Annotated in this window: 20 protein-coding genes; 15 read left to right on the top strand and 5 right to left on the bottom strand. The window is 62.4% G+C overall.

Annotation, left to right across the window (positions count from 1 at the left end):
- Positions 1-28 precede the first annotated feature (28 nt).
- The 4 genes from B5527_RS40105 (at position 29) to B5527_RS40120 (ending at position 5,076) form a co-directional block, all read left to right on the top strand.
- The gene (locus tag B5527_RS40105) at positions 29-1,249 is read left to right on the top strand and encodes an HNH endonuclease (protein WP_079606417.1); all 1,221 of its coding nucleotides are present in this window, start codon (positions 29-31) and stop codon (positions 1,247-1,249) included.
- Between the two features lie 213 nt (positions 1,250-1,462).
- Complete coding sequence (locus B5527_RS40110; RefSeq protein ID WP_079606418.1) at positions 1,463-2,326, top strand: FRG domain-containing protein; 864 nt, start codon at positions 1,463-1,465, stop codon at positions 2,324-2,326.
- 1,173 nt (positions 2,327-3,499) lie between these two features.
- Positions 3,500-4,315 (top strand): alpha/beta fold hydrolase, encoded by an 816-nt coding sequence (locus tag B5527_RS40115; protein ID WP_079606419.1) that lies wholly within the window; start codon positions 3,500-3,502, stop codon positions 4,313-4,315.
- 89 nt (positions 4,316-4,404) lie between these two features.
- Positions 4,405-5,076 (top strand): dienelactone hydrolase family protein, encoded by a 672-nt coding sequence (locus B5527_RS40120; protein ID WP_079606420.1) that lies wholly within the window; start codon positions 4,405-4,407, stop codon positions 5,074-5,076.
- 97 nt (positions 5,077-5,173) lie between these two features.
- On the opposite strand, the gene B5527_RS40125 is transcribed toward B5527_RS40120, so the two are convergent.
- The 3 genes from B5527_RS40125 to B5527_RS40135 all read right to left on the bottom strand — a co-directional run bounded on the left by B5527_RS40125 (position 5,174) and on the right by B5527_RS40135 (position 7,176).
- Positions 5,174-5,941, bottom strand: a complete 768-nt coding sequence (locus B5527_RS40125; protein WP_425305048.1) for a polysaccharide biosynthesis/export family protein — start codon at positions 5,939-5,941, stop codon at positions 5,174-5,176.
- A 131-nt stretch (positions 5,942-6,072) separates the two neighbouring features.
- Positions 6,073-6,729 carry a peptide-methionine (S)-S-oxide reductase MsrA gene (gene msrA, locus B5527_RS40130; RefSeq protein ID WP_079606422.1) on the bottom strand — a complete coding sequence of 219 codons (657 nt, stop codon included), beginning with the start codon at positions 6,727-6,729 and terminating at the stop codon, positions 6,073-6,075.
- Between the two features lie 129 nt (positions 6,730-6,858).
- Positions 6,859-7,176 carry a hypothetical protein gene (locus B5527_RS40135; RefSeq protein WP_079606423.1) on the bottom strand — a complete coding sequence of 106 codons (318 nt, stop codon included), beginning with the start codon at positions 7,174-7,176 and terminating at the stop codon, positions 6,859-6,861.
- A gap of 354 nt (positions 7,177-7,530) precedes the next feature.
- Here B5527_RS40135 and rpsT point away from each other — a divergent pair, with 354 nt between their 5' ends.
- The 3 genes from rpsT to dnaN all read left to right on the top strand — a co-directional run bounded on the left by rpsT (position 7,531) and on the right by dnaN (position 11,828).
- On the top strand, positions 7,531-7,797 hold the full coding sequence (gene rpsT, locus B5527_RS40140) for a 30S ribosomal protein S20 (protein ID WP_079606424.1): 267 nt from the start codon (positions 7,531-7,533) through the stop codon (positions 7,795-7,797).
- 1,241 nt (positions 7,798-9,038) lie between these two features.
- Positions 9,039-10,469, top strand: coding sequence for a chromosomal replication initiator protein DnaA (gene dnaA, locus B5527_RS40150; protein ID WP_079606426.1), 1,431 nt, complete (start codon positions 9,039-9,041; stop codon positions 10,467-10,469).
- A gap of 240 nt (positions 10,470-10,709) precedes the next feature.
- Positions 10,710-11,828, top strand: a complete 1,119-nt coding sequence (gene dnaN / locus B5527_RS40155) for a DNA polymerase III subunit beta (RefSeq protein ID WP_079606427.1) — start codon at positions 10,710-10,712, stop codon at positions 11,826-11,828.
- A gap of 53 nt (positions 11,829-11,881) precedes the next feature.
- Here dnaN and B5527_RS40160 read toward each other — a convergent pair whose 3' ends face one another.
- Complete coding sequence (locus tag B5527_RS40160; RefSeq protein WP_079607136.1) at positions 11,882-13,030, bottom strand: IS4 family transposase; 1,149 nt, start codon at positions 13,028-13,030, stop codon at positions 11,882-11,884.
- Positions 13,031-13,164: 134 nt separating this feature from the next.
- Between B5527_RS40160 and B5527_RS40165 the strand changes: the two genes are divergently transcribed.
- The 6 genes from B5527_RS40165 to B5527_RS40190 all read left to right on the top strand — a co-directional run bounded on the left by B5527_RS40165 (position 13,165) and on the right by B5527_RS40190 (position 20,100).
- Positions 13,165-13,452, top strand: coding sequence for a GIY-YIG nuclease family protein (locus B5527_RS40165; RefSeq protein ID WP_079606428.1), 288 nt, complete (start codon positions 13,165-13,167; stop codon positions 13,450-13,452).
- 48 nt (positions 13,453-13,500) lie between these two features.
- Positions 13,501-14,640 (top strand): DNA replication/repair protein RecF, encoded by a 1,140-nt coding sequence (recF, locus tag B5527_RS40170; RefSeq protein WP_079606429.1) that lies wholly within the window; start codon positions 13,501-13,503, stop codon positions 14,638-14,640.
- Between the two features lie 214 nt (positions 14,641-14,854).
- A complete protein-coding gene (gene gyrB, locus B5527_RS40175) occupies positions 14,855-17,296 on the top strand; it encodes a DNA topoisomerase (ATP-hydrolyzing) subunit B (RefSeq protein WP_079606430.1) in 2,442 nt (813 codons plus the stop codon).
- A 146-nt stretch (positions 17,297-17,442) separates the two neighbouring features.
- Positions 17,443-17,916 carry a DUF2867 domain-containing protein gene (locus B5527_RS40180; protein WP_079606431.1) on the top strand — a complete coding sequence of 158 codons (474 nt, stop codon included), beginning with the start codon at positions 17,443-17,445 and terminating at the stop codon, positions 17,914-17,916.
- An 87-nt stretch (positions 17,917-18,003) separates the two neighbouring features.
- Positions 18,004-18,657 carry a 2-hydroxychromene-2-carboxylate isomerase gene (locus B5527_RS40185; RefSeq protein ID WP_079606432.1) on the top strand — a complete coding sequence of 218 codons (654 nt, stop codon included), beginning with the start codon at positions 18,004-18,006 and terminating at the stop codon, positions 18,655-18,657.
- A 72-nt stretch (positions 18,658-18,729) separates the two neighbouring features.
- Positions 18,730-20,100, top strand: coding sequence for an MmgE/PrpD family protein (locus B5527_RS40190; RefSeq protein WP_079606433.1), 1,371 nt, complete (start codon positions 18,730-18,732; stop codon positions 20,098-20,100).
- A gap of 12 nt (positions 20,101-20,112) precedes the next feature.
- Here B5527_RS40190 and B5527_RS40195 read toward each other — a convergent pair whose 3' ends face one another.
- On the bottom strand, positions 20,113-20,691 hold the full coding sequence (locus tag B5527_RS40195; protein WP_079606434.1) for a GNAT family N-acetyltransferase: 579 nt from the start codon (positions 20,689-20,691) through the stop codon (positions 20,113-20,115).
- Positions 20,692-20,855: 164 nt separating this feature from the next.
- On the opposite strand from B5527_RS40195, the gene B5527_RS40200 reads away from it, so the two are divergent.
- Both B5527_RS40200 and B5527_RS40205 read left to right on the top strand, forming a co-directional pair.
- The gene (locus B5527_RS40200; protein ID WP_079606435.1) at positions 20,856-22,406 is read left to right on the top strand and encodes a class I adenylate-forming enzyme family protein; all 1,551 of its coding nucleotides are present in this window, start codon (positions 20,856-20,858) and stop codon (positions 22,404-22,406) included.
- Positions 22,407-22,880: 474 nt separating this feature from the next.
- A complete protein-coding gene (locus B5527_RS40205; RefSeq protein ID WP_079606436.1) occupies positions 22,881-23,681 on the top strand; it encodes an alpha/beta fold hydrolase in 801 nt (266 codons plus the stop codon).
- Positions 23,682-23,848: the final 167 nt, after the last annotated feature.

The raw sequence follows: 23,848 nt of genomic DNA on the forward strand, positions 1-23,848 counted from the left end.
TCGTCGGCTGTTTGATGGGGGCTCGAAGATGCAGACTTGGATTTTCCAGGGCAATCCTGACGAATACGACATCGATGCGTATCTCGCATCGCGGCCCGCCCAAGTGGTCTGGTTGGTGAGCAGGTACGCGAAAGAGATCGATGTCGGAGATCGCGTCTACTTTTGGCGTAACCAGGGCTCGCGCAAAGCAGTTCCCGGCATCATCGCGGAAGGAATTGTTACTGCCGCTCCAGAACTCCGAGGCGAAGATCCTCAGGGGATACAGTTCTGGCGAACAGAAGGTCCCCGCGCCAGCGCGCCTCAGGTGCGCGCGGTCATGCGTCTGGTGAAGGTCGCGACTAGCAGGGAAGTTTTACGGCGGGATTGGTGCCTGGAAGACCCTGTGCTCCGCGATCTTGCTAACCTCAAGATGCAGGCGGGTACAAACTATCGTCTTACGCCTGAACACGCGGCTCGATTAGATGCATTGTGGACCAGGACCGGACGGGATTGGACACGAAATGAGTCTCTCGCTGGCCTTTGGGCCTACGCTCAGACCTTTGGTCAGCCCGTATCTCGCCTTCCTGGCTCGCCAGTAGCAACCATGGCTTTGACAATCGGTCGGGCGGTCAGCGGCGTGTACGCGAAGGTGATGAACTTTCGGTCGCTCGATCCGAGGGTGCCAGGTGAAGGAATGTCCGGTGCCGGAGAAGCCGATAGGGCCGTTTGGGGCGAGTTTTATGACGCGACAGCGGCCTTAATCCAAACGGCCGCGCTAAGGAGTGAGTTCGACCGGGTATGGGGCGGTACTCTGACCGATAAGCCCCCGTACGCAGAGGCAAGCGCAACTGCCGCCATCACCACGGACGAGGCGGACAGGCTCGAAGAACTGATGCTGGATCAGCTTCTCGCGAAATACGAAGCTCAGACCGCAGTTCAACCGCAGCGGCCCGCAATCCGAATTCTCAGCGCGCGAGCGTATGATCGCAATCCGCTTGTCATTGCCATAGCGAGGTTGCGCGCGTCTCATTGCTGTGAAGTCCCGGGCTGCACGCATCCGGCCTTCGAGACGGCGGACCGAGTTCAGTACACAGAAGTCCACCACATCGTACCCCTAGCCGCGGGTGGGGAGGATACAATCGACAACGTTGCATGTTTATGCCCCTCGCATCACCGAGAGGTTCATCTAGGAGTTCGAGCGGCGGAACTGTCAGCTCGGTTGATGGCTATTCGAAGCGAGCAACCGCCAATATCTGAGCAGTTGCGCTAGAAAGAAAATGCCGCTTCCGCACGCTTGGGTGCCGGAGAGTTCGGGTTCTTAATCTTCAACCAACGTTTAGACCTGATGTGAAAAATTGACCACGGTCCGGTCTTTTTTGAACTGGGATTGACGGCCACCTCCCGCTGATATCTTGTCGGATCGCGAACGGCTGGAGGTGCTGCTGGTGGAATCCGCCGAGCTTCGCCGTAAGAGGTGCGCAGTATGGGAATCAAAATAATAAACGTAAAAACCGCAGAAGCCGCTTTTGACGTATTGACGAAGCTGGCCGTGCCAGACCGGAACATTGTTTTTCGAGGGCATCGGCAAGACAGTTGGCGGTTGGAATCGACGCTGGCGCGCCATGTGCGGAAAGGTGCTAGTACCGAACTTGCTATCATCGGAATGGACGAGGCGATCAGCCATTTCTTGGCATGTCTTGCGGAGGTTGGAAAACTTCCTTCACCGCCCATGAATAACCGGGCGAAATTAGAGTACGCGCGGCACCACGGGGTTCCGTCGCCCTTAATTGATTTCAGCCATTCCCCTTATGTTGCTCTATGGATGGCCTTCGATGGCGTTCGGCCATGGGACGACGGAGCGACGGCCATCTACGCTCTGGACGTGAACGCGTTGGGAATTCTCTGGCGCAAGCATGTTGGAAGCGGTGCCGCTTTCGATGACTTTCGCTGGAGCGAGCGCAGGGAACAGTTTACCGCTGGCTACGACTTAAACGTTCTCCGATACCTGGAGTTTCCATTAAGTTGGAACACACGGATGCTCCGCCAGATGGGCGTGTTCGTATACGACGCGCTTCAATATGGACATCGGGATGTGCCCTATCGGGATTTGGAGGACTTCATCGATAAGGGAATCGACTCCACACTAGACGACAAACCCGTTACGACGCTTCACAAGATAATCGTCCCAAATTCTGCCGCATCAGAGGTTTTTGAACGCCTTGAGTTGATGGGAATCACCGGCACTCGCCTTTACGACAATCATGAAGGCGCTGCTGCAGACGTAAAGAACTCGTACGTTTTCAACCGGAGGACCGGCTATGCGCACGATGTCATCGTGCCAAAATAGCCTCCAAGCGCGATATCTAAGACCTGAAGCTGGATTTCTTTGCGCCCGTCTTTGGAGACAGCGGATTGGGACACAAACGAGGACACAAACGCCACTAAGCACTGATTTTATTGTGCTTTTTGTGCCTACGAATTCCCTGCGCAATGGCTTTACGGCTTATACCGCGCTCTCCCCGGAGAATCGGGCTTTGTTGTCTCCGTCGCCCCACGGAATCTGGCACTCGGCCCGGTCGGGCTTTCGCACCTCCGCAAGACTTGACGCCAACCACTGAGGCGTCAGGACCACACGACTTCGCCGTACGCTTCAGCATCGTACGTCCTGCGCGCCGTCGTCCGCTCACGGAAACCCGCCCTGCGAACAAATTTCACGCCCGACACCGCCGCGTCCACCACATCCCATCCCAACGTTCGGTGACGATGGCCAACGCCCCTTCCTCGGGGACAGGATGGCGTGAGTCGTAAAGGTGATTTGCCCGACGGCGGAAGCGAAATTTGCCCGTCGTGTTGTTTTGTCGCAGCCACGGCGCAGCCGGATGGGTAAGGGTGGACGGCGCCTGCAGGATAAGTTGAGCCCATCGGGACCGATTATCTTCACGAACCGCAATCGATGGGTATTGCTTCGCTGCACATCCTACTGACTATATCGTCTAGAAGACCCTGCAGTAGTGAACGTATGTTCAAAGGCCCTTGTTACTATTTAAGGTGAAGTACGCCTAGAATTGGACGTCGCGTCGAATTGAGGATTTTGGAGTTTACATGGCGAGGGAAGCAGTAATGAAGCTATGCAGCGGGCTATTGAGCGCGACCGTTTTGATTGATTTCACTGGGGAAATATCATCTTCTATCGACGCCGATGAAGCGGGTCACGGTGACAGTTTCTGCTAATATCTGAAATTTCTTTGCGCCGAGATATGCCCGCGCAACGTTTGAACGCGTTGCGTGCCACCCCAGGCGCGAAGAATGATCGTGTTCAAATCCGCTGGCAATCCAATTTGGAATTGCGCCAGGACAATAAAATTGCGAAATGTTTGTTGTGCGTCGCGGTAAAAACTTCGTCGGAATTTGTTCCCACACGGGCGCAGCAGGCGGGTCCTTACCTGGGAAGTTGGGCAGCTCCCTCGGGCGAACGGATCGCGCTAGGATAAGGCCGCGACGGAATGCCGGGGAAAGACCGATGCCAAAACTCGATCGGGACGGGGTCGAAATCTATTATGAGGTCCACGGCAGCGGCCCCGCGCTGTTGCTGACCCACGGCTATTCATCGACATCGGCGATGTGGCGGGGCCAGATCGAGGCGCTGTCGAAGCATCACAAACTTGTGTTGTGGGATATGCGCGGCCACGGCCAGTCCGATTATCCTGACGATCCGGCTGCGTATAGTGAAGCTCTGACCGTCGCGGATATGGCCGCCTTGTTGCACCAGGTCGGCGCTCATAGCGCCATTGTCGGCGGACTTTCGCTTGGGGGGTACATGTCGCTTGCTTTCTATCGCGCGCATCCGCAGCGGGTCGAGGCACTCCTGATCATCGATACCGGGCCGGGTTTCAAGAAGGACGATGCCCGCCAAGCCTGGAATAAGCGCGCCCACGACACCGCCGACCGTTTCGAGCGCGAAGGCCTGGCGGTCCTGGAATCCCAAAGCCGCGAGCGCTCGAGCGTGAGCCACCGCGATGCGTCGGGTCTGGCGCGGGCCGCGCGCGGCATGCTGACCCAGCGCGATGCCGGCGTGATCGAAATGCTGCCCGATATCAAGGTACCGTCGCTGGTGGTGGTCGGCGCCGACGACACGCCGTTTCTCGCGGCCTCCGATTACATGGCGGCGAAAATTCCGGATGCGAAAAAAGTGGTGATCCCGTCCGCCGGCCATGCCGTCAACATCGATCAGCCGCAGGCCTTCATCGCCGCGGTGTTGCCGTTCCTCGATGGCCTGCCGCGCAGCGTACCTCGGGAACGGCAGAATGGCCGGCTGGAAGGGCGACCGGGGCCATAACTGGATGTGGCAATAGCAGGCGGCCAACCGCATACTCCCTGCTCGCAAGCAATTCTGCAAACCATCAACTCTCAACCAATGGATGACCCGTGGGACAAGATATCAAGCTGACGGCCTCGGACAATTTTCAACTGGGCGGCTATCGTGCCGACCCCGCGACCGCGCCCAAAGGGGCGGTGGTGGTGATCCAGGAAATCTTCGGGGTCAATCACCACATTCGCGCGGTCTGCGACCGTCTCGCCGGCGAAGGCTATGTCGCCATCGCGCCCGCGATCTTCGATCGCGTCGAACCCAATTTCACCTCCGGCTATTCGCCGGATGAAGTCGCGATCGCACGCAAGTTCGTCGCCAATCCGGACTGGGCGGCGATGCTGCGCGACACCCAGGCCGCCATCGACGCCGTCAAGAATGTCGGGCCTGTGGGCATCATCGGCTTTTGCCTCGGCGGCAGCATCGCTTACGCCGCCGCGACCAAGCTGTCCGGGCTGTCGGCCGCGATCGGCTATTACGGCGGCGCCGTCGTGCGCTTCGCCGACGACAAGCCCAAGGTGCCGACCCAACTTCATTTCGGTGAAAAGGACGCCGGCATTCCGCTCAGCGACGTCGAGACCATCCGCGCCAAGCGGCCGGATGTCGAGGTCCATGTTTATCCGGGCGCACAGCACGGCTTCAACTGCGACGAGCGGGCAAGCTATGACAAAGCGAGTTCCGAAATCGCCTGGCCGCGCAGCCTCGCCTTCTTTGCCAGGCATTTGCAGTAGTCTCGTCATGCGCGGACTTGATCCGCGCATCCACCAAAAAAGAGTCCTTTGAAAAGATGGATTGCCGGGTCAAGCCCGGCAATGACAAGGTACTTCGTCAAAACCAGCGTTCGCCGACCTGCACGGTATCGCCGGGGCTGAGCGCGGTGCCGAGCGGCACCACGACGCGCATCGAACCGGCACCATCGGTGTGGGTCAGGGTGACGCTGTCGCGGCGGGCACGCGGCGAAAATCCGCCGGCGATCGCCACCGCGCTTTCGACGCTCATATTGGGCACGTAAGGATATTGGCCGGGGGCGGCGACTTCACCGAGGATGAAGAACGGCCGGTAGGATTCGATTTCCACCGCCACCGAGGGTTCGCGGATATATCCGTTGCGTAGTTTGCCGGTGATCTCCGAAGCCAGACCCGCCGGCGTTCGTCCGCGCGCCGGCACCGCGCCGATCAGCGGCATGGTGATGGCACCGCCGGCGTCGATCGCGTAGGTATTGGTGAGACCTTCCTGGCCGTAGACCACCACCCGCAACTTGTCGCCGGCATCGAGTTTGTAGGCCGCGTCATGGACCGCCGGCCTGGGCGCCGTCGCATAGGCCACCGGGGTGGCGGCGTAAGAGCGCTCGGAGACCGCGGCAAAGCTATCGCGAAGCGCGCTGATGGCGCCGCCTCCGCCGGAATCAGCGACACCGTAGGGCGATGACACCGCGGCCTGCGGGGCTTGAGCGTATGGGCGGCCGTAAGCAAAGGAGTCGAGATCGCTTTGCGGCTGCGCCATCGCGACAGGATCGGTCGTGCGCATGCAGCCCGACAACGCGAGCGCGGTCATGATGGCAGTGATCGGTAGTTGAAACGCGCGCGCAACCCGCACCGGAGCCATCCCTCATAGCGAGACCGCTCCAGTTTTGCACCGGTTATGGTTAACAAATGGTTTTTGCCTGCCAATGCGGAAAGCCGAATCCGGCTTTCCACATGATGCCGGGCAATCCGGATGCGGCGCGCTCAGGCGCTAAGGCCTGCGCCGATCGGGCACGACACGCCGGTGCCGCCAAGTCCGCAATAGCCAGCCGGATTCTTGGCCAGATACTGCTGATGATAGTCTTCGGCGAAATAGAATTCGCCTGACGGCGCGACCTCGGTGGTAATCGCGCCGAGCCCCTTCGCGGCCAGCGCCTTTTGATAGGTTGCCCTGGACGCATCGGCGGCTTTGCGTTGCGCATCGCTGAAGGTGTAGATCGCGGAGCGATACTGGGTGCCGACATCATTGCCTTGGCGCATGCCCTGGGTCGGGTTGTGACTTTCCCAGAACACCTTCAGCAGCCGATCGTAAGAGATCTTCTTCGGATCAAACACCACCAGCACCGCTTCGGTATGACCGGTGCGGCCGGAACAAACCTCCTCGTAAGTGGGGTTTTTGGTATGACCCCCGGCGTAGCCCACCGCGGTCGTGTGGATGCCATCGCCGAGCTCCCAAAATTTACGCTCCGCGCCCCAGAAACAGCCGAGCCCGAACACCGCCTGTTCCAGGCCCGCGGGATAAGGCGGCTGCAATTGGCGGCCGTTCACGAAATGCCGGACAGCAGTAGGGATCGGATTCGCACGCCCCGGCAGCGCCTCGGCTTCGCTCGGCAGCGCGGTGGTTTTGCGCATGAACAACATGGGCACCTCCCGGCGGTACACAGACGAAAAATGATGACCTTAATATATAATATATGTCTTTACGTCGGCAGCCGCAGCCCGTTATGCCGCAGGCCGGCAAGACCGGGGCATCGGTCGGATCCGTCAGGCTCAGTTCCGCGAATAGCCGATCAACGGCTTGCGGGGCCGGAACAGCAGCATCAGCAGAATGCCGAGCACGCCCAACACGGCAAAAACCGGCTGGTCCAGGATCACCTTGACGATGGTGCTCCAGAGCCAGGGCGCGTGGGCTTCCACCCAGGCCCGGAAGGCCTGCTGGCTGGATTGATGGATGTCATTCCAGAACTGGCCGAACCGGGTAAAACGGAGGGTCTGATCGGCGACCCAGCGCGCGCCGTCATAGACCATGAAGATAAATCCGCCGGCCAGCAGCAGCAGGCCCACAAGTCGGAAAAAACCGCGGATCATGCGTCACCCTCTATTTGTGCGCCCGAAAACGCAGTCAGCCATTAGCGGGGTAGCGCGGGAAATTCAACCTGATCAGCACCTTATCGGCGCTTTACCACCGGGCTCCCCGGTTCCGGCCTGCCCGGAAAGCGTTGACGCTGCAAAACCCGCCCTTTATAAGACCCGCAATGGCGGCCGGCGCAATCCTGCCGCCGCTGTTCTTTGAGCCACGCCTTCATGCGAGCATGTTCCTCGCGACCTGGCATTCTCAGGAACACCCGAAAACACGATAGCGTCGATCACGCGGTTGAACGGCCGGCGCATTCAAGCCCGACCAATTAGCGACCTGTCACCGCCGAAGGATATTTGAAAGCCATGGCCAATACGACTTCCGCTAAGAAGGCGACGCGCAAGATTGCCCGCCGCACCATCATCAACAAGTCGCGCCGGACGCAGATGCGCGGCGCGGTTCGCATCGTCGAAGAGGCGATCAAGAGCGGCGACCGCGACGCCGCGATCAAGGCAATGACGCGCGCAGAGCCCGAGCTGATGCAGGCAGCGCAGCGCAACATCATTCACAAGAATAATGCGAGCCGAAAGGTCTCGCGGCTCGCGCATCAGATCGCCAAGCTCGCGAAATGAACTGATCGAAACTGATATTCGTCAAAAAGCCCGGCATTGCCGGGCTTTTTTGTTTTTGGTGCCGTCTTGCTCCGCGAAAGTGCGGTGTGCGCGAATGATGCGCGCCCATGCTTCCACTGCCCTATGCAACGAGAGGGGCTTTGGAACGCGATGGCGTGCGCGACGGTATTGATGCCGCTTATTGGCCTCATTTGCTTTTAAAATAGCAATGGCGAATGGGTGAGCACCTTCGACAAGGAAGTGGGGTTACCCTATTCCGACGAGCAAAAAAAATCGCGGTTGCGTAGTCACTTATCGGCATAGTGGCGAAGGCTTGTTCGAAAATTCCGTTTCGCCCGGCTCAAACGTAAACGATTTATGAATTTATTTTGGGCGATTGTGAGAAATATGACGGCGCTTCGGCGTTTCGATTCTGTGCGCAGATTCAAAACCTTGCCGCTCCGCGCGAAAGCCGCTGCCGGATTTGGCAGGCGCGAAGTCGATTTTGCCGGCACCAGCGTTGAATCATTTCCGTTGCGGGAAATGAGGCATGATGTATCTCTTACAGCGTTCGCGGCGCCCACGGCTCTTGAGACCAGCGCGGTTTAAGGAACGGGGCGGACGTGCAAATCGGCGGCGGTGTGCGCGTTGGCGACGCTTTCCAAGCGATTGTCGGATCAAAACTCATAGCAATATGAGAACGGTAGTTCTGTGTCGAAATTTCTCAAAGCGCGGCATTCGTGTCTCGCTCGCTTCGAACAAGAGAGATACGCATGGAACTGTCCGCCAGCAGCCGGAAGCGAAGCACCAGGGCGGGTTAGAACGAACGGGCTGAATAAAGCGGCGTGATGGCTGAACGATTTTGAAGTTCGGTCATCGCCGGCTGAATTTGAAACACACGTAGTAATGACAACTTGCCGCGCGCAATCGCGGCGAGAGGGGGAGGTTGCATGCCTTACGGAATCAGCACGGTAGTCGATCGTCAAATGCCATTTTCGGGAAATGCATTTTCAGAAAATGCCTTTTCAGCCACCCACCAGGAGGCCACCGATGCGCGGCCTCGCGCGCGCGGTCCCGACAGACCGTTGAGTACGCGCTGACCTCGCGGACGCTTCCCTTTCAGCCCTTTTGATTGCCCGCGGCATTTCGCCGAACGGCTGGTCTATGGCTGAAGACGAAGCCTCGCTTGAGGTCGCGCCGCGCGGAAAACCCGCCCGGCGGTTTCGCAGAAAACATCCCTCGTTCAGAAAAGTCGTCAGGCAATGTCAAATATGGAACAGGATCGCTGGTCACGCGTGAAGGGTCGGCTGCGCTCGAGCGTTGGAGAAGACGTCTACACGAGCTGGTTCGCGCGGATGGACCTGGAAAGCGTGCAGCAGGAAAGCGTTCACCTTTCGGTGCCGACGCGATTTCTCAAGAGCTGGATCCAGGCGCATTACGCCGAGCGCGTTCTCACCTGCTGGCAAGCCGAGATGCCGGAGGTACACCGGATCGATCTCACCGTGCGCACGGCGATGCGATGCGCGGCGCCCGCGAAAGAAGTCGCCGCACCGCCCGATCAACGGCGTGCCGAACGCTCCGATGGCCGTCCCGCGCCCGAGCTGCGCGCGACCGCGATCGCGCCGGTATCCGCCAGCCATGACGCGCTCGGCGGCTCGCCGCTCGATCCGCGTCTGACATTTGGAAGTTTCGTCATCGGCCGCTCCAACACGCTGGCACACGCGGCGGCGCGCCAGGTGGCTGAGGGACGGCGCGGTGACAGCGTGATGTTCAATCCGCTTTACATCCACGCCGGCGTCGGTCTCGGCAAAACCCATCTGCTGCAGGCGGTGACATGGGCCGGCAACTCGGGCAGCGAACGCAAGGTACTTTATCTTACCGCCGAAAAATTCATGTACGGCTTTGTCGCGGCGCTGAAGACCCAGACTGCGCTGGCGTTCAAGGAAGCGTTGCGCGGCATTGACGTGCTTGTCATCGACGACCTGCAGTTCCTGCAGGGCAAGTCGACCCAGGCCGAATTCTGTCACACGCTGAATGCGCTAATCGACGCCGGGCGCCAGGTGGTGATCGCAGCCGATCGTCCGCCTTCCGACCTGGAAAGCCTCGACGACCGCGTGCGTTCGCGTCTCGCCGGTGGCCTGGTGGTCGAAATGGGATCGCTCGGCGAGGAATTGCGGCTCGGAATCCTCAAATCGCGCGTCGCCGCGGCCCGCGCCCATCATGCGAGCTTCGATGTGCCGGCGCCGGTGCTGGACTATCTCGCCCGCACCATCACCCACAACGGCCGCGACCTCGAGGGCGCCATCAATCGCCTGCTGGCGCACAGCAAGCTCAACGCCCAGCCGGTGACGCTGGAAATGGCCGAACGCGAAGTTCGCGACCTGGTCCGCCCGCAGGAACCCAAGCGCATCAAGATCGAGGACATCCAGCGCGTGGTGGCCCGGCAATACAATGTCAGCCGCTCCGACCTGTTGTCTTCGCGCCGTACCGCCAATGTCGTTCGTCCGCGCCAGGTCGCGATGTACCTGGCCAAGACCCTGACGCTGCGCTCGCTGCCGGAAATCGGCCGCCGCTTCGGGGGGCGCGACCACACCACCGTCCTCCATGCCGTGCGCAAGATCGAGGCCCTGGTGACCAAGGATACGGCGCTCTCCGAAGAGGTCGAATCGCTGAAGCGCCAGTTGCAGGAGTGAGCGCCGGCTTTGTTCCCAGGCGGAGACCGGCGTTCGCCGACCCGCGAGGGCGGGATTTCCCAGCAAAACGTCGGGGACGACCCCCGCGTTTCACTTGCGCTGGCGGCCCATACGCGCCACCTTGCGGTCCCCCGCGGGTTTTGATCAAATCCAGCTTTGATCTGGCTTTTCGGGTCTCGAATGCCGCGGCGCGCCTTTGGCCGCCCGGCTTTTCCATCTTAGGATCAGGCGGGTATTGCAATGAAGGTCACCGTCGAACGCGCGCAACTCCTGAAGTCGCTGGGCCACGTCCATCGCGTGGTCGAACGCCGCAACACCATTCCGATCCTCGGCAACGTGCTGGTCCGGGCCGAAAACGCGCGGCTGTCGCTGAAAGCCACCGATCTCGATCTCGAGGTCACGGAAACGCTGCCGGCGGAAACCGCGACCGGCGGCTCGACCACCGTGCCGGCGCACATGTTTTACGACATCGTGCGCAAATTGCCCGACGGCGCGCAGATCGTGCTGGAAGGCGACGGCGACCGCTCGGTGCTGGCGATCCGCGCCGGCCGCTCGCGCTTCACGCTGCAGACGCTGCCCGAAAACGATTTTCCCGATCTCGCCGCCGGCGACATGACGCATTCGTTCACGCTGGCCGCCTCCGACATGAAACGGTTGATCGACCGCACCCAGTTCGCGATCTCGACCGAGGAGACCCGCTACTATCTCAACGGCATCTATCTGCACACCGCCGGCAGCGCCAAGGCTGCGACCTTGCGCGCGGTTGCCACCGACGGGCATCGTCTCGCCCAGATCGACCTGGCTTTGCCCAAGGGCGCATCCGGCATGCCCGGCGTGATCGTACCGCGCAAAACCGTCGGCGAAGTGCAACGCCTGATCGAGGACAACGAGGCCGAGGTGCTGATCGAACTGTCGCAAGGCAAGATCCGCTTCACCATCGGCGATGTGGTGCTGACTTCGAAACTGATCGACGGCACGTTTCCGGATTACGGCCGCGTCATCCCGCAAAACAACGACAAGGAGCTGATTGTCGACAAGAAGGATTTCGAGGCCGCGGTCGATCGCGTCTCCACCATCTCGAGCGAGCGCGGCCGCGCCGTGAAGCTGGCGCTGTCGCCGGGCAAGCTGGTGTTGTCGGTGACCAACCCGGATTCCGGCAGCGCCACCGAGGAGCTCGAAGTCGAATACGCGTCCGACCCGCTCGATATCGGATTCAATTCGCGTTACCTGCTGGATATCGCGGCCCAGATCGAGGGCGAGGTCGCGGTGCTGCGGCTGGCCGATCCCGGCTCGCCGACCCTGGTGCAGGACAAGGATTCCAAGGGCGCGCTCTACGTGCTGATGCCGATGCGGGTGTAGGAAAAAACTAACTCGTCATTGCCGGGCTTGACCCACGGCTGTCCGGTTTAGATTTAGCATAGCTGGAGGCTCATCTGACGTTGATCTTGGCTGGTCGAGGGCGATGGATGGAGCAGGTTGTCGATGGGTCGGCGGTGCATGAGGTTGGCGCGGATCAGTCTGGTGAAGACGATCGGACTGGGAATATTCTTGTGGGCGGCTTGGGCCAGGCGCAGCAGCAAGAAGGCGATGAGCGCAACGGCGATCTGGATGCGTACGGCATTCTCGGAGGTGCCTACGAAGCGAGTGATCTTGAGGGTCTGCTTGATCCAGCGGAAGAACAGTTCGATGGCCCAGCGCCTGCGGTAGAGATCGGCGATCTCCTGGGCGCTGGCATCGAGGTCGTTCGACAAGATGCGGAGCTCGGTTCCGCTCTCGGTCACGACCCTCACCTCGCGCACCGCATCCTTGATGGGATTGCGACGGCTTCTGGCTTGGCGGGCGGGGAGATAACCGATGCGGTCGGAGAGGATGTTGCTGCCAGCCGTGACCGCCAGCTCTTCGACCAGATCGAGCGGAGTATTGGACTTGAAACGGGTGACGATCCGGCAGCCGACGGCGTCGAGTTCAGCCCACCAGGCATAATCGTAATAGCCAAGGTCGAAGACATAGGTGGCTCCCGGCTCGATCGGCATTTGCTTGGCCGCGGTGATATCGTTGACCTTGGCCGTGGTGACTGCGGCATAGATCGGGCGATCGGCGTCGGCATCGTAAATCACGTGTACTTTGGCCCCGCAGACCCCGGCCGAGAACCGAGCCCAGCCGGCGCTGCGCTCGTTCAAGCGTGCGCTCGTGGCATCGATCAAATAGGTGGTCTCGGCGAGCTTGCGCCGCAGGCTGCGATGGGCCTGCTTCATCATGATCGCCAACAGCTCGGTGAACACGGCGGCAGGCCGCTGTGCATTCGCATCCGAGAAGGTCGACCGCCGAACCGGGCCGGCGCCCACATGGTAGAGCCGCACGGCGTGGCTCGAAAGCCCCGTCACGATCTCCCGCAAGCTCGCTGCACCCGAAAACTGGCCGTAGAGCAACGCCACCAACTGGCTCTTGGTCGAAAGTCGCCGCACCCGCGCATCGGCATCATGGTCTTCCACAAGCCTGTCGAACTGATGCCACGGAACGTGCTTCAGAAGTCCATGAAATACGCTATTCTCATGCCGCATGGTGTTGATCTCCATTCGTGTTCCGGATCGCTTGCAGACGTCCAGGACCGAATAGAATCAATGCCATGCGCTTCGTCCACAAAAATTGAACCGGACAGCCGTGGGCTTGACCCGGCAATCCATCAAGCTTCGAAATGACCTATTGGGTATACATTCTTGCCAGTAAACCCGGTGGAACGCTGTATATCGGCGTGACAAACAATCTGGTGCGGCGCGTCTACGAGCACCGTGAGGGCTTGGCCGAGAGTTTCACCAAGCGATATGGCGTCAAAACGCTGGTTTATTTTGAGCCGCACGAAACAATAGCAGCAGCGCTTCAGCGCGAGAAAAACATCAAACACTGGTCGCGCGGGTGGAAGATTGATCTGATCATCGCGGGCAATCCGGGTTGGCGGGATCTATATGATGAAATTGTCCGCTGACGCGGACGATGGATTGCCGGGTCAAGCCCGGCAATGACAAGAGACCCCATGACCGCCTCCCGCATCCACCGCCTTACCCTCACGCACTTCCGCAATTACCGCGCGGCGAGCCTGCAGACGCGCGGGGACGTGGTGGTGCTGGTTGGACCGAACGGCGCCGGCAAGACCAATTGTCTGGAGGCGATCTCGTTTCTGTCGCCCGGACGCGGCTTGCGCCGCGCGACGCTCGAGGATGTCGCCGACAACCAGGGCGACGGCTCCTGGGCGGTGTCCGCCGAGGTCGAAGGCGCGCTGGGGCTGGCAACGCTCGGCACCGGCATCGACCCATCCGGCAGCGATGCGCCCGCCAGCGGCCGGCGCAGCCGGATCGACCGCGAACCGGTTCCTTCCGCAACCGCATTCGGCGATCATTTGCGCATGGTCTGGCTGACGCCGGCGATGGACGGACTGTTTCTCGGCGCGGCATCGGAGCGGCGGCGGTTTTTCGACCGGCTGGTGCTGGCGATCGACAGCGAGCATTCCAGCCGGGTGTCGGCGCTCGACCGCAGCCTGCGCTCGCGCAACCGGCTGCTGGAGGTGCGCAATTACGACGATCACTGGTGCGACGCGATCGAACGCGAAACCGCGGAACTCGCCGTCGCGGTGGCGGCGATGCGCGGCCAGACCGCGATAAAACTCGCGGCGATGCTGCGCGCGCGCGGCGAAGCGTCGGCCTTTCCATCCGCCGACATCATGCTCGACGGCTGGATGGAAAACGCGCTGATCAGCGAACCCGCCACTTCCGTGGAGGATCGCTACCGGCAGATATTGCGCGACAGCCGCGCCCGCGACGCCGCCGCGGGCCGCACCCTCGACGGCCCGCATCTTACCGACCTGCAGGTGATCTACGCGCCGAAGAACATGCCGGCGCGCGATGCCTCCACCGGCGAGCAAAAGGCGCTTCTGATCGGACTGGTGCTGGCACACGCCAATCTGGTCGCGGAGATGACGGGCATCACGCCGCTGTTGCTGCTCGACGAGGTGGTGGCGCATCTCGATCCCAACAGGCGCAACGCCTTGTTCATGGAGTTGGCAGCACTCGGCGCGCAGGTCTGGATGACCGGCGCCGACCCCGCGGCTTTCATCGATATCGGCTCAACCGGCGAAGTTTTCGACGTCGATTCCGGCCAGATCGCGCGGCGCAGCTGAGCGGCGGCGAGACAAAATTCGAGCCTGGAACGGGGCTTTTTCCAGGCCTTCGAATCGGCTCCCCGACGCCTTGAAAAACGCACGAAAAATCCTATTTATTCAATAACTTGCGGAAAGAGACTTTGCGCTAGGCGCAGTGCGTCTTTCATGGCACAAATAAGCTGATCAGCACCTGTTTCGCGCGCTGATTCGGAGCTACCCTCGAAGGCCCCACATGACAGAATCTGCCCGGCAATCGATCGCCGACACTGAGCATTCCATTCCCATCGAATACGGCGCGGAATCGATCCGGGTTTTGAAAGGCCTCGACGCCGTACGCAAGCGGCCGGGCATGTATATCGGCGACACCGATGACGGCTCCGGCCTGCATCACATGGTCTACGAGGTCGTCGACAACGCCATCGACGAAGCGCTGGCCGGCCACGCCACCGCGGTGGAGGTCGTGCTCAATGCCGACGGTTCCGTCACCGTGCGCGACGATGGCCGCGGCATTCCCGTCGACATCCACAAGGGCGAGGGCATTTCCGCGGCCGAGGTCATCATGACCCAGCTGCACGCGGGCGGAAAATTCGACCAGAATTCCTACAAGGTTTCCGGCGGCCTGCACGGCGTCGGCGTCTCCGTCGTCAACGCGCTGTCGAGCAAGCTGCAATTGCGGGTCTGGCGCGACGGCAAGGAGCATTTCATCGAGTTCGCCCATGGCGACGCGGTGGCGCCGCTCAAAGCGGTCGGCGATTCCAACGGCAAGCGCGGCACCGAAGTGACGTTCCTCGCCTCCACCGAAACCTTCACCAACGTCGAATACGACTTTGCAACGCTGGAGCATCGCCTGCGCGAGCTCGCGTTCCTGAATTCCGGCGTCAATATCGTGCTGTCCGACGTGCGCCACGCGGTCGAGAAGCGCGAGGAGATGCACTACGACGGCGGCGTCGAGGAGTTCGTCAAATATCTCGACCGCAACAAGAAGCCGATGGTGCCTTCGCCGATCATGATCAATGCCGAGATGAACGGCATCGGCGTCGAGGCGGCGCTGTGGTGGAACGACAGCTATCATGAGAATGTGCTGTGCTTCACCAACAACATTCCACAGCGCGACGGCGGCACCCATCTGGCCGGCTTCCGCGGCGCGCTGACGCGCCAGGTCAACGGCTACGCCGAGGCAAACGCCAAGCGCGAAAAGATCGCGCTGACCGGCGACGACTGCCGCGAGGGCCTCACCGCGGTGCTTTCGGTGAAAGTCCCCGATCCGAAATTCTCGTCGCAGACCAAGGACAAGCTGGTGTCCTCGGAAGTCCGTCCGGTGGTCGAGAACGTCCTCAATGAAGGCCTGGCGGCGTGGTTCGAGGAACATCCCCCGGAAGCCAAGGCCATTGTCGGCAAGGTGGTGGAGGCCGCGGCCGCCCGCGAGGCCGCGCGCAAAGCCCGCGAGCTGACGCGGCGCAAGGGGGCGCTGGATTACGCTTCATTGCCCGGCAAGCTCGCCGACTGCCAGGAAAAAGACCCCGGCAAATCCGAACTGTTCATCGTCGAGGGCGATTCCGCCGGCGGCAGTGCCAAGATGGGCCGCAACCGGGAATTCCAGGCGGTCTTGCCGCTGCGCGGCAAGATCCTCAATGTCGAGCGCGCGCGCTTCGACAAGATGCTGGGCTCCGAGCAGATCGGCACACTGATCACCGCGCTCGGCACCGGCATCGGCCGCGACGATTTCGATCTATCCAAACTGCGCTATCACAAGATCATCCTGATGACCGACGCCGACGTCGACGGCGCGCACATCCGCACCCTGCTGCTGACGTTCTTCTTCCGTCAGATGCCGGCGCTGATCGAGAGCGGGTTCCTCTACATTGCGCAGCCGCCGCTCTACAAGGTGACGCGGGGGAAGTCCGAGCAATACCTGAAGGACGAGCGCGCGCTGGAGGATTACCTGATCGAGACCGGCCTCGACGACTGCGTCTTCAAGCTCGCGTCCGGCGAGGACCGCAGCGGCCGCGACCTGCAGGCGCTGGTGGAGGATGCCCGCCTGATCCGCGGCACGCTGCACAATCTGCATAGCCGCTATAACCGCAAGGTAATCGAGCAGGCCGCGATCGCCGGGGTGCTGAGCCCCAGGATCACCGGCGACGTCGCCACCGCCAATGCCGCCGCGGACTATATCGCCCGCAGGCTCGACGCGCTGGCCGACGAAGTCGAGCGCGGCTGGACCGGACGCTTTACCGAGGGCGAGGGTTTCTTCTTCGAGCGCACCGTGCGCGGCGTCAAGGACGTCGCCATCATCGACGACGCGCTGCTCGGCTCCGCCGACGCGCGCAAGCTCGACGATTACGCCGCCAAGCTGCAGGAGGCCTATCCGAAGCCCGGCCTGTTGCGCCGCAGGGACACGGAAACTCCGATCCACGGCCCGGTCGGCCTGTTCGAGGCGGTGACCGACGCCGGCCGCAAGGGCGTGACGCTGCAGCGCTACAAAGGCCTCGGCGAAATGAACCCGGGCCAGCTCTGGGAAACCACGCTCGACACCAACGAGCGCTCGCTGTTGCAGGTGAAGATCAAGGAGGTCGACGAGGCCGACGACATCTTCACCAAGCTGATGGGCGACGTGGTCGAACCGCGCCGCGAATTCATCCAGGACAATTCGCTCAGCGCCAATGTGGATGTGTGAGCTGCTGCTGCCAACCCGTCCCGGCGGAAAATGATGATCGTCATGCCCGGCCTTGTGCCGGGCATCCACGTCTTTGCAGACCGGTAAGGCCAAGACGTGGATGGTCCGGACAACAAGATCGGCCATGACGGCCCAGGCTGAGTTCCATGAAAGTCCAGGCGATCGTTCCTGACGCTGATACCCGCCCGCTGCTGGCCGGCGCGCAGTTCGGCGACGCCTTCAGCATTGCGGTCGACAACTCCGCGCTCGATGCGCGGCAGGCGGCGGAGAAAATGCTGACGCGCGGGCCGCGATGGATCGATGCGCTGATGCGCTTGCGCAACAGGCTGGTGGCGCCGTTTGGCCTGAAGACGCCTTCACCCGGCGAGACCACAGCCACCGACGCCGTCGGGATATTTCCCGTGATCAGCGAAACCCCGGATCGGCTGGTCGCGGGTTTCAACGATCGCCACCTCGATTTCCGGGTCGTCGTCGACGTCGCACCCTTCGGGCACGACAAGCGCGTCACCCTGACCACTCTCGTGCTGACGCATAACCTGCTGGGCCGGGCGTATCTGACCATCATCCTGCCGTTTCACCGGCTGATTGCCCGCGCCATGCTGCGGCAAGTCGCGAGCTGAGCCGGACCCATCCGCGAACCGCGGGCGTGGACGCCTTGCTCCGCGCGTGCTTTGTTCCAGTCAGCCAATATGCCGACCGGAGGATGCATGACATTATCCGTCGATCTGTTTTTTTCCTTCCGCAGCCCCTACAGCTATCTCGCGCTGCCGAAGACGCTGAAATTGATCGCGAACTACGACGCCACGGTGAACCTGCGCCCGGTCTACCCGCTCGCGGTGCGCGTGCCCGGCTTCTTCAAGCGCGCCAATCCGCAATTCGCGCGTTACGTGGTGCTCGACAGCAGCCGCGTCGCCAAACACGACAACATCCCGTTCCGCTTTCCCCGCCCCGATCCGATTGTGCAGAACATGGTGACGCTGGAGGTCGCCGAGCACCAGCCCTACATCCACCGCCTGACGCGCCTGGGCGCCGCCGCGCAGCTCGAGGGCCGTTCGCTGGTCTTTGTCGATACCATCAGCCGGGTGCTGTGGGACGGCACGGTCAAAGACTGGAACGAAGGCGATCATCTCGCCCGCGCCGCCGAGGCAGCCGGCTTCGATCTGGCCGCGATGGACGCGGCAATATCGGCCGATCCGGATCGCTATGAGCGGATCATCGCGGACAACGAAAAGGCCCACGCGGCTTCCGGCCATTGGGGCGTGCCGACGTTCGTGTTCGAGAACGAGCCGTTCTTCGGACAGGACCGGATCGAGCTGTTGATCTGGCGGATGGAAAGCAGGGGGCTGACCCGCCGCGGCTGATGTTGACGGCGCGCCGCGCCAGCCGTACCTAAACCGCACGCAGGAACGAGCAGAAACCAACGAGGCAACGCCATGGCCCATGAAACCGCAACGCTGGCCGGCTATGTCGCGAGTCTCAAATTCGAGAATATCCCGCACGAAGTGCGCGAGCGCGCCAAGGCGCTGACCTTGGATTTTCTCGGCAGCGCGATCCGGGCAAGGCGCGACGCGGAATCGACGCCCTCGCTGCTCAAGATGCTGCAAGCGCTCGCGCTCGACGGCAAGGGCGAATCCACCGTGTTCGGCGATGCCAAGACCTGGACCCCGGCGGTGGCGGCGCTGCTCAACGGCGCGCTCGGCCATTCCCTTGATTTCGACGATACGCACGCGGATTCCTCGCTGCATGCGAGCGCGCCGGTGGTGCCGGCCGCGTTCGCGGTCGGCGAAATGGTCGGCGCGTCGGGCCGCGACGTGCTCACCGCGATCGTCGCGGGTTACGAAGTGTGCTGCCGGCTCGGCAACGCGCTCGATCCGACCTCGCATTACGCGCGCGGCTTTCATCCGACCGCGACCGCGGGAACCTATGGCGCCGCCGCCGCGGCAGCGAAGTTGTTCAGACTGTCGAAGGCGCAGATCATCGCAGCGTTCGGCGTCTCCGGCAGCCAGGCGGCGGGCTCGCTCCAGTTCCTGGTCAACGGCGCCTGGAACAAGCGCTATCAGGTCGGCGCCGCCGCGATGAACGGCGTGATCGCGGCCACCTTGGCGCGCAATGACTTCGTCGGCTCAAGCGAATCGGTCGAAGGCAAGCACGGCCTGTTGGTCGGCTACAGCGACAACGGCCATCCCGACAAGGCGGTCGCCGGCCTCGGCGATGTCTACGAGACCATGAAGATCGGCATAAAGCCCTATCCGAGCTGCCGCTATACCCATGCCGCGCTCGATGCGCTGATCGCGATGCGCCGGGAGCACAATCTGACGCCGGACCAGATCAAACGTGTCGAGATCGGTCTGCACCGCAACGGCATCACGCTGACCGGCGACGCCGCCACCAAGCGGCATCCGACCTCGATCGTCGGCGGCCAGTTCTCGATGTTCTTCACCGGCGCGGTGGCGCTCGATCAGGGCCGCTTCGGCTGGGACGATTACCAACGCCTCGGAGATGCCGCCGTCGACGCGCTCGCCGACAAATTCGACGTGGTGCAGGACGATCGCCTCGAGGTCGGCCGCAGTCATCCGTTCGGCGCGCGCGTCAGCATCGTCACCAATGACGGCGTGCATGAGCGGCTCTATGCCGATCCTTCCGGCGAGCCGAATTCGTTCCCGGACGCGCAGGCGATGGCGCAGAAATTCCTGACGCTGGCCCGCCCGGTCCTGAATGGCCGCGCCGACCAGCTCGCAGACGCGATCCTGTCGCTCGAGCGATTTGACCGCGTCGCGGCTGCGACGCAACTGGGACGGCAGTAGGACGCGCCGACTTTAAGCCCTGCGTTGGGCCGTCCAGGCATCGCGGCGCGTCACCCACAAATCCGCGACATGGCCGAACAGGTCGATCTCGCGGCCCTTTTTGGCCCCAAGCCGGCGCGCCACGGCCTGCGACGCGGTGTTTTCGCGGTCGATGCAGTGGACGATCTGATCGATCTCGAAGGTCGCGAACGACCAGTCGATCGACGCCCGCGCCGCCTCGACCGCGTAGCCCTTGCCCCGAAACTCGCTTGAAATGCCCCAGCCGACTTCGAAGCCCGGCCAGCCCGGCGGCCGCCACGGACCCACTCGCCCGGCGAAGCGGCCGGTCTGTTTTTCCTCGACCACAAACATGCCGACACCGTGCAGCGCCCAATGTCCGGCCATGATCGCCGCGTTGCGCCACCCGACAAGCTCGTCGGTGACGGGTTTTCCATCCGAGGTGATGAATCGCGCGGTGCCGGGATCGGCCAGCATCGCCGTGTTCGGCGCGATGTCGGCGTCGCACCATCGCCGTAGTTTTAGCCGCGCGGTCTCGATCACGGGGCCGTCCGGCTGCGCAAGCGTGACGCCCGGCTTGAGGGGAGCGATCATCGGTCCTGTCCTCTCTTTATTACTGGGATTCTTACCGCCGCCATTGCGAGGGGTGCAAGCGACGAAGCAATCCAGGCTTGCTGTGCCAGTCTCTGGATTGCTTCGCTTCGCTCGCAATGACGTGATAGGTTCAGACTTACACTGCCTCTCCCAAGTCTCGCCCCATGCTTCGCACCCCTTTCATCGAGACCCTGAGCGACCTGTTCATCCGCTCGGCAGGGTGGCGCGGGCGCGACGAGATGTTCGTCGACGAAGAGAATCGCATCACCGGCGCTGAGGCGCTCGATCAGGCGCTCAGAATGGCCCAGGGCTTTGCGGACCGTGGCGCCACCCCGGGCGCGGTCATCGCCTATCTCTGCCGCAGCTCGGCGCGGCACGCGGTGGCGTGGTTCGCAGCACCCTTGAGCGGAAGAGTTGCCTGCAGCCTGCATGTCCGCGAAACGCCGGAACGTTTGGGCCAGGCGCTCGACTGGCTCGAGGCCAAAATACTGGTGCATGACCGGGATCTCGAGGCTGAGGCCATCGCTGCGGTCACGGCCTCCGGTCGGGCGATCCGGCGCATCAGCCTGGACGCGCGCGGCCGCGCCGAGGCCGACTATAGCGATATCGTCGCCGCCGCCGCGCCGTTCAACATTGCGGCGAGCAGCCCGACACCCGCCGACCTCGCCGCGATCGTGTTGTCGTCGGGCACCACCGGCAAGCCCAAGGGCATCATGCACTCCCAGAAGACGCTGCTGGAAGCCGCCAAGGGCGGTCAGGTGGTGATGGGACCGATCACGCCGGACAGCGTCACGCTTTTGTACATGCAGCCGTCGTTCGCGGCGTGGCCGATCATCGTGCTGCCCTTCGTCGCCGCCAAGGCGAAAGTCTGTTTCGGCAAGACGTTCAAGCCGGCGGCGTTTCTGGAATCATGTCAGCGCGAGCGCATCACCAAGGCGCCGCTGGTGCCGACGATGTGGCGGATGGTGTTCGAGGCCGGCCCCGAGAATTACGATCTGTCGGCGCTGACGCTGGTGTCGATCTCGGGCGAAGCGCCGGCGCCGAGCGACGTGCGGCAGCTCTACGACCGGATCTGCAGGAACATCTGCTGCGTCTATCTCTCCGGCGAAGCCTTCACCGCATCCGGGGTGATGGCCAACACAAGCGACCTGATGGAACGCGGCAAGATCGGCTCCAGCGGACGGCCGGTGGTCGGCGGCGACGTGAAAATTCTGTTGCCCGGCGGCGGTTTCGACGATGAGGCGCCCAACGGCGAGACCGGCGAGATCGCGGTCTCGGGGCCGTCGCTTGCGATCGGATACTGGAAAGACGGGGAATTGACCCGCGAAAAATTCCGCGACGGCTGGTGGCGCAGCGGCGATCTCGGGCGGCTGGATGCCGACAACTATCTGTGGGTCTCCGGCCGCATCGACAACGTCATCAATTCCGGCGGTATCAAGGTCAGCGGCGAGGAGATCGAGCACGCGCTGCTCTTGCATCCCGCCGTCGCGCAATGCGCGGTGGTCGGCCAACCCGATTCCAGGCTCGGGCAACGTATCGAGGCCTACCTCGTCGCCCGCGGCGTCCCGCCGGACAGCGAGGAAATCAGCCTGTTCCTGCGCCAGCAATGCCATCTCGCCGGCTTCAAGTTCCCGAAGGCGTTTCACTGGATCGACGCCATGCCGACCGGGCCTACGGGAAAATTATTCAGGCGGGCGCTGCGGTCGGAGTGCTAGGCCGGGTTCATCTCGGGCGTGGTGCGGTAGCCCCTCCTCACCGTCATTCCGGGATGCGCGAAGCGCAGACCCGGAATCTCGAGATTCCGGGTTCGATGCTTCGCATCGCCCCGGAATGACGGCGGTACTTGCAAACGGTCTGTGCCAGACATCCCGAGGCGATCCACGCCAGCGAGGCGGAATAACCCGTCGGCAATGATTTCATTGGCCGGGACAAGCCCCGGGCATGATGAGTTTTGAATGGCTACGCCCCTTGAGCCACCTCCACGAGTCGTCCCGGCCAGCGAGCCAACGGGTCGGCGCAAAGCGCCGCCCGATGACAAGCTCCGAGAGCGCGAGCCGGGGCGACGCTGAATGTGTTGCGATCACGGCTTGTCATTTCCGGCAATTTTTGAAAACCTGATGCATTGATGCAAACCCGGCCGATCGCAAAGTGCCGGATCAGCTAACCAGCTATCACAGGGAGCAATCGTCATGGAACGACGGGATGTCCTGAAAACAATGGCTATCGCAGGATTAACGGCGGGCGCGGGCGGCGCGCCGGCGACGGCGCAGACCAATGCACAGACATTCGTGCTGGTTCACGGCGCCTGGCACGGCGGCTGGTGCTGGAGCCGGGTCGCGGACAGGCTGCGCAGCGGCGGCCACCAGGTGTTCACGCCGACCCAGACCGGGCTCGGCGAGCGCAAGCATCTTTTGTCGAAAGACATCACGCTGGATACCTTCACCAGGGATATCGCCAACGTCATCGAGGCGGAGGAATTGTCGAATATCATTCTGGTCGGGCATTCGTTCGGGGGTCTTGCGATCAGCGGCGTCGCCGATGCGATGCCCGACAAGATCCGCCATCTGGTCTACCTGGATTCGCTGATGGTAGAGGGCGGCAAGCGGCCGTTCGACAGTCTGCCGCCGGATGTCGTCGCGGCGCGGCTCAAAGCCGCCGACGAAACCAGCGGCGGATTAAGCCTGCCGGCGCCGCCGCCGTCCGCCTTCGGCGTTTCCGATGCTGGGGATACCGACTGGGTCAAGCGCCGGCTCACACCGCATCCGCTCGGGACCTACACCAGCACGCTCAACATCAAGGGGCCGGTCGGCAACAACCTGCCGCGCACCTACATCCACTGCACAAACCCGTCCTACGCGGCGCTGCAAGCCTCGCGCGACTGGGTCAAGGCGCAGCAGGGATGGCGCTGGGCCGACATCTCCACCGGCCACGACGCCATGGTGATGGCGCCCGACGAGTTGACACGGATGCTGATCGGCGTTTCAAGCTGAGCGCGGCATCGGGCTGCGCCGCCGGGCGCTTCGCGTGAACGGGTAGCGTCGCCTCTCCACGAGTCGTCGCGGCCAACGGGTCGGCGCAAAGCGCCGCCCGATGACAAGGCTCCGCGAGCGCAAGCGCGCCGTCTCATTTTGACCCGCGTGGCAGATACCTTTTGCAA

The sequence above is a fragment of the Bradyrhizobium erythrophlei genome (assembly GCF_900129425.1).
Taxonomy (GTDB): Bacteria; Pseudomonadota; Alphaproteobacteria; order Rhizobiales; family Xanthobacteraceae; genus Bradyrhizobium; species Bradyrhizobium erythrophlei_C.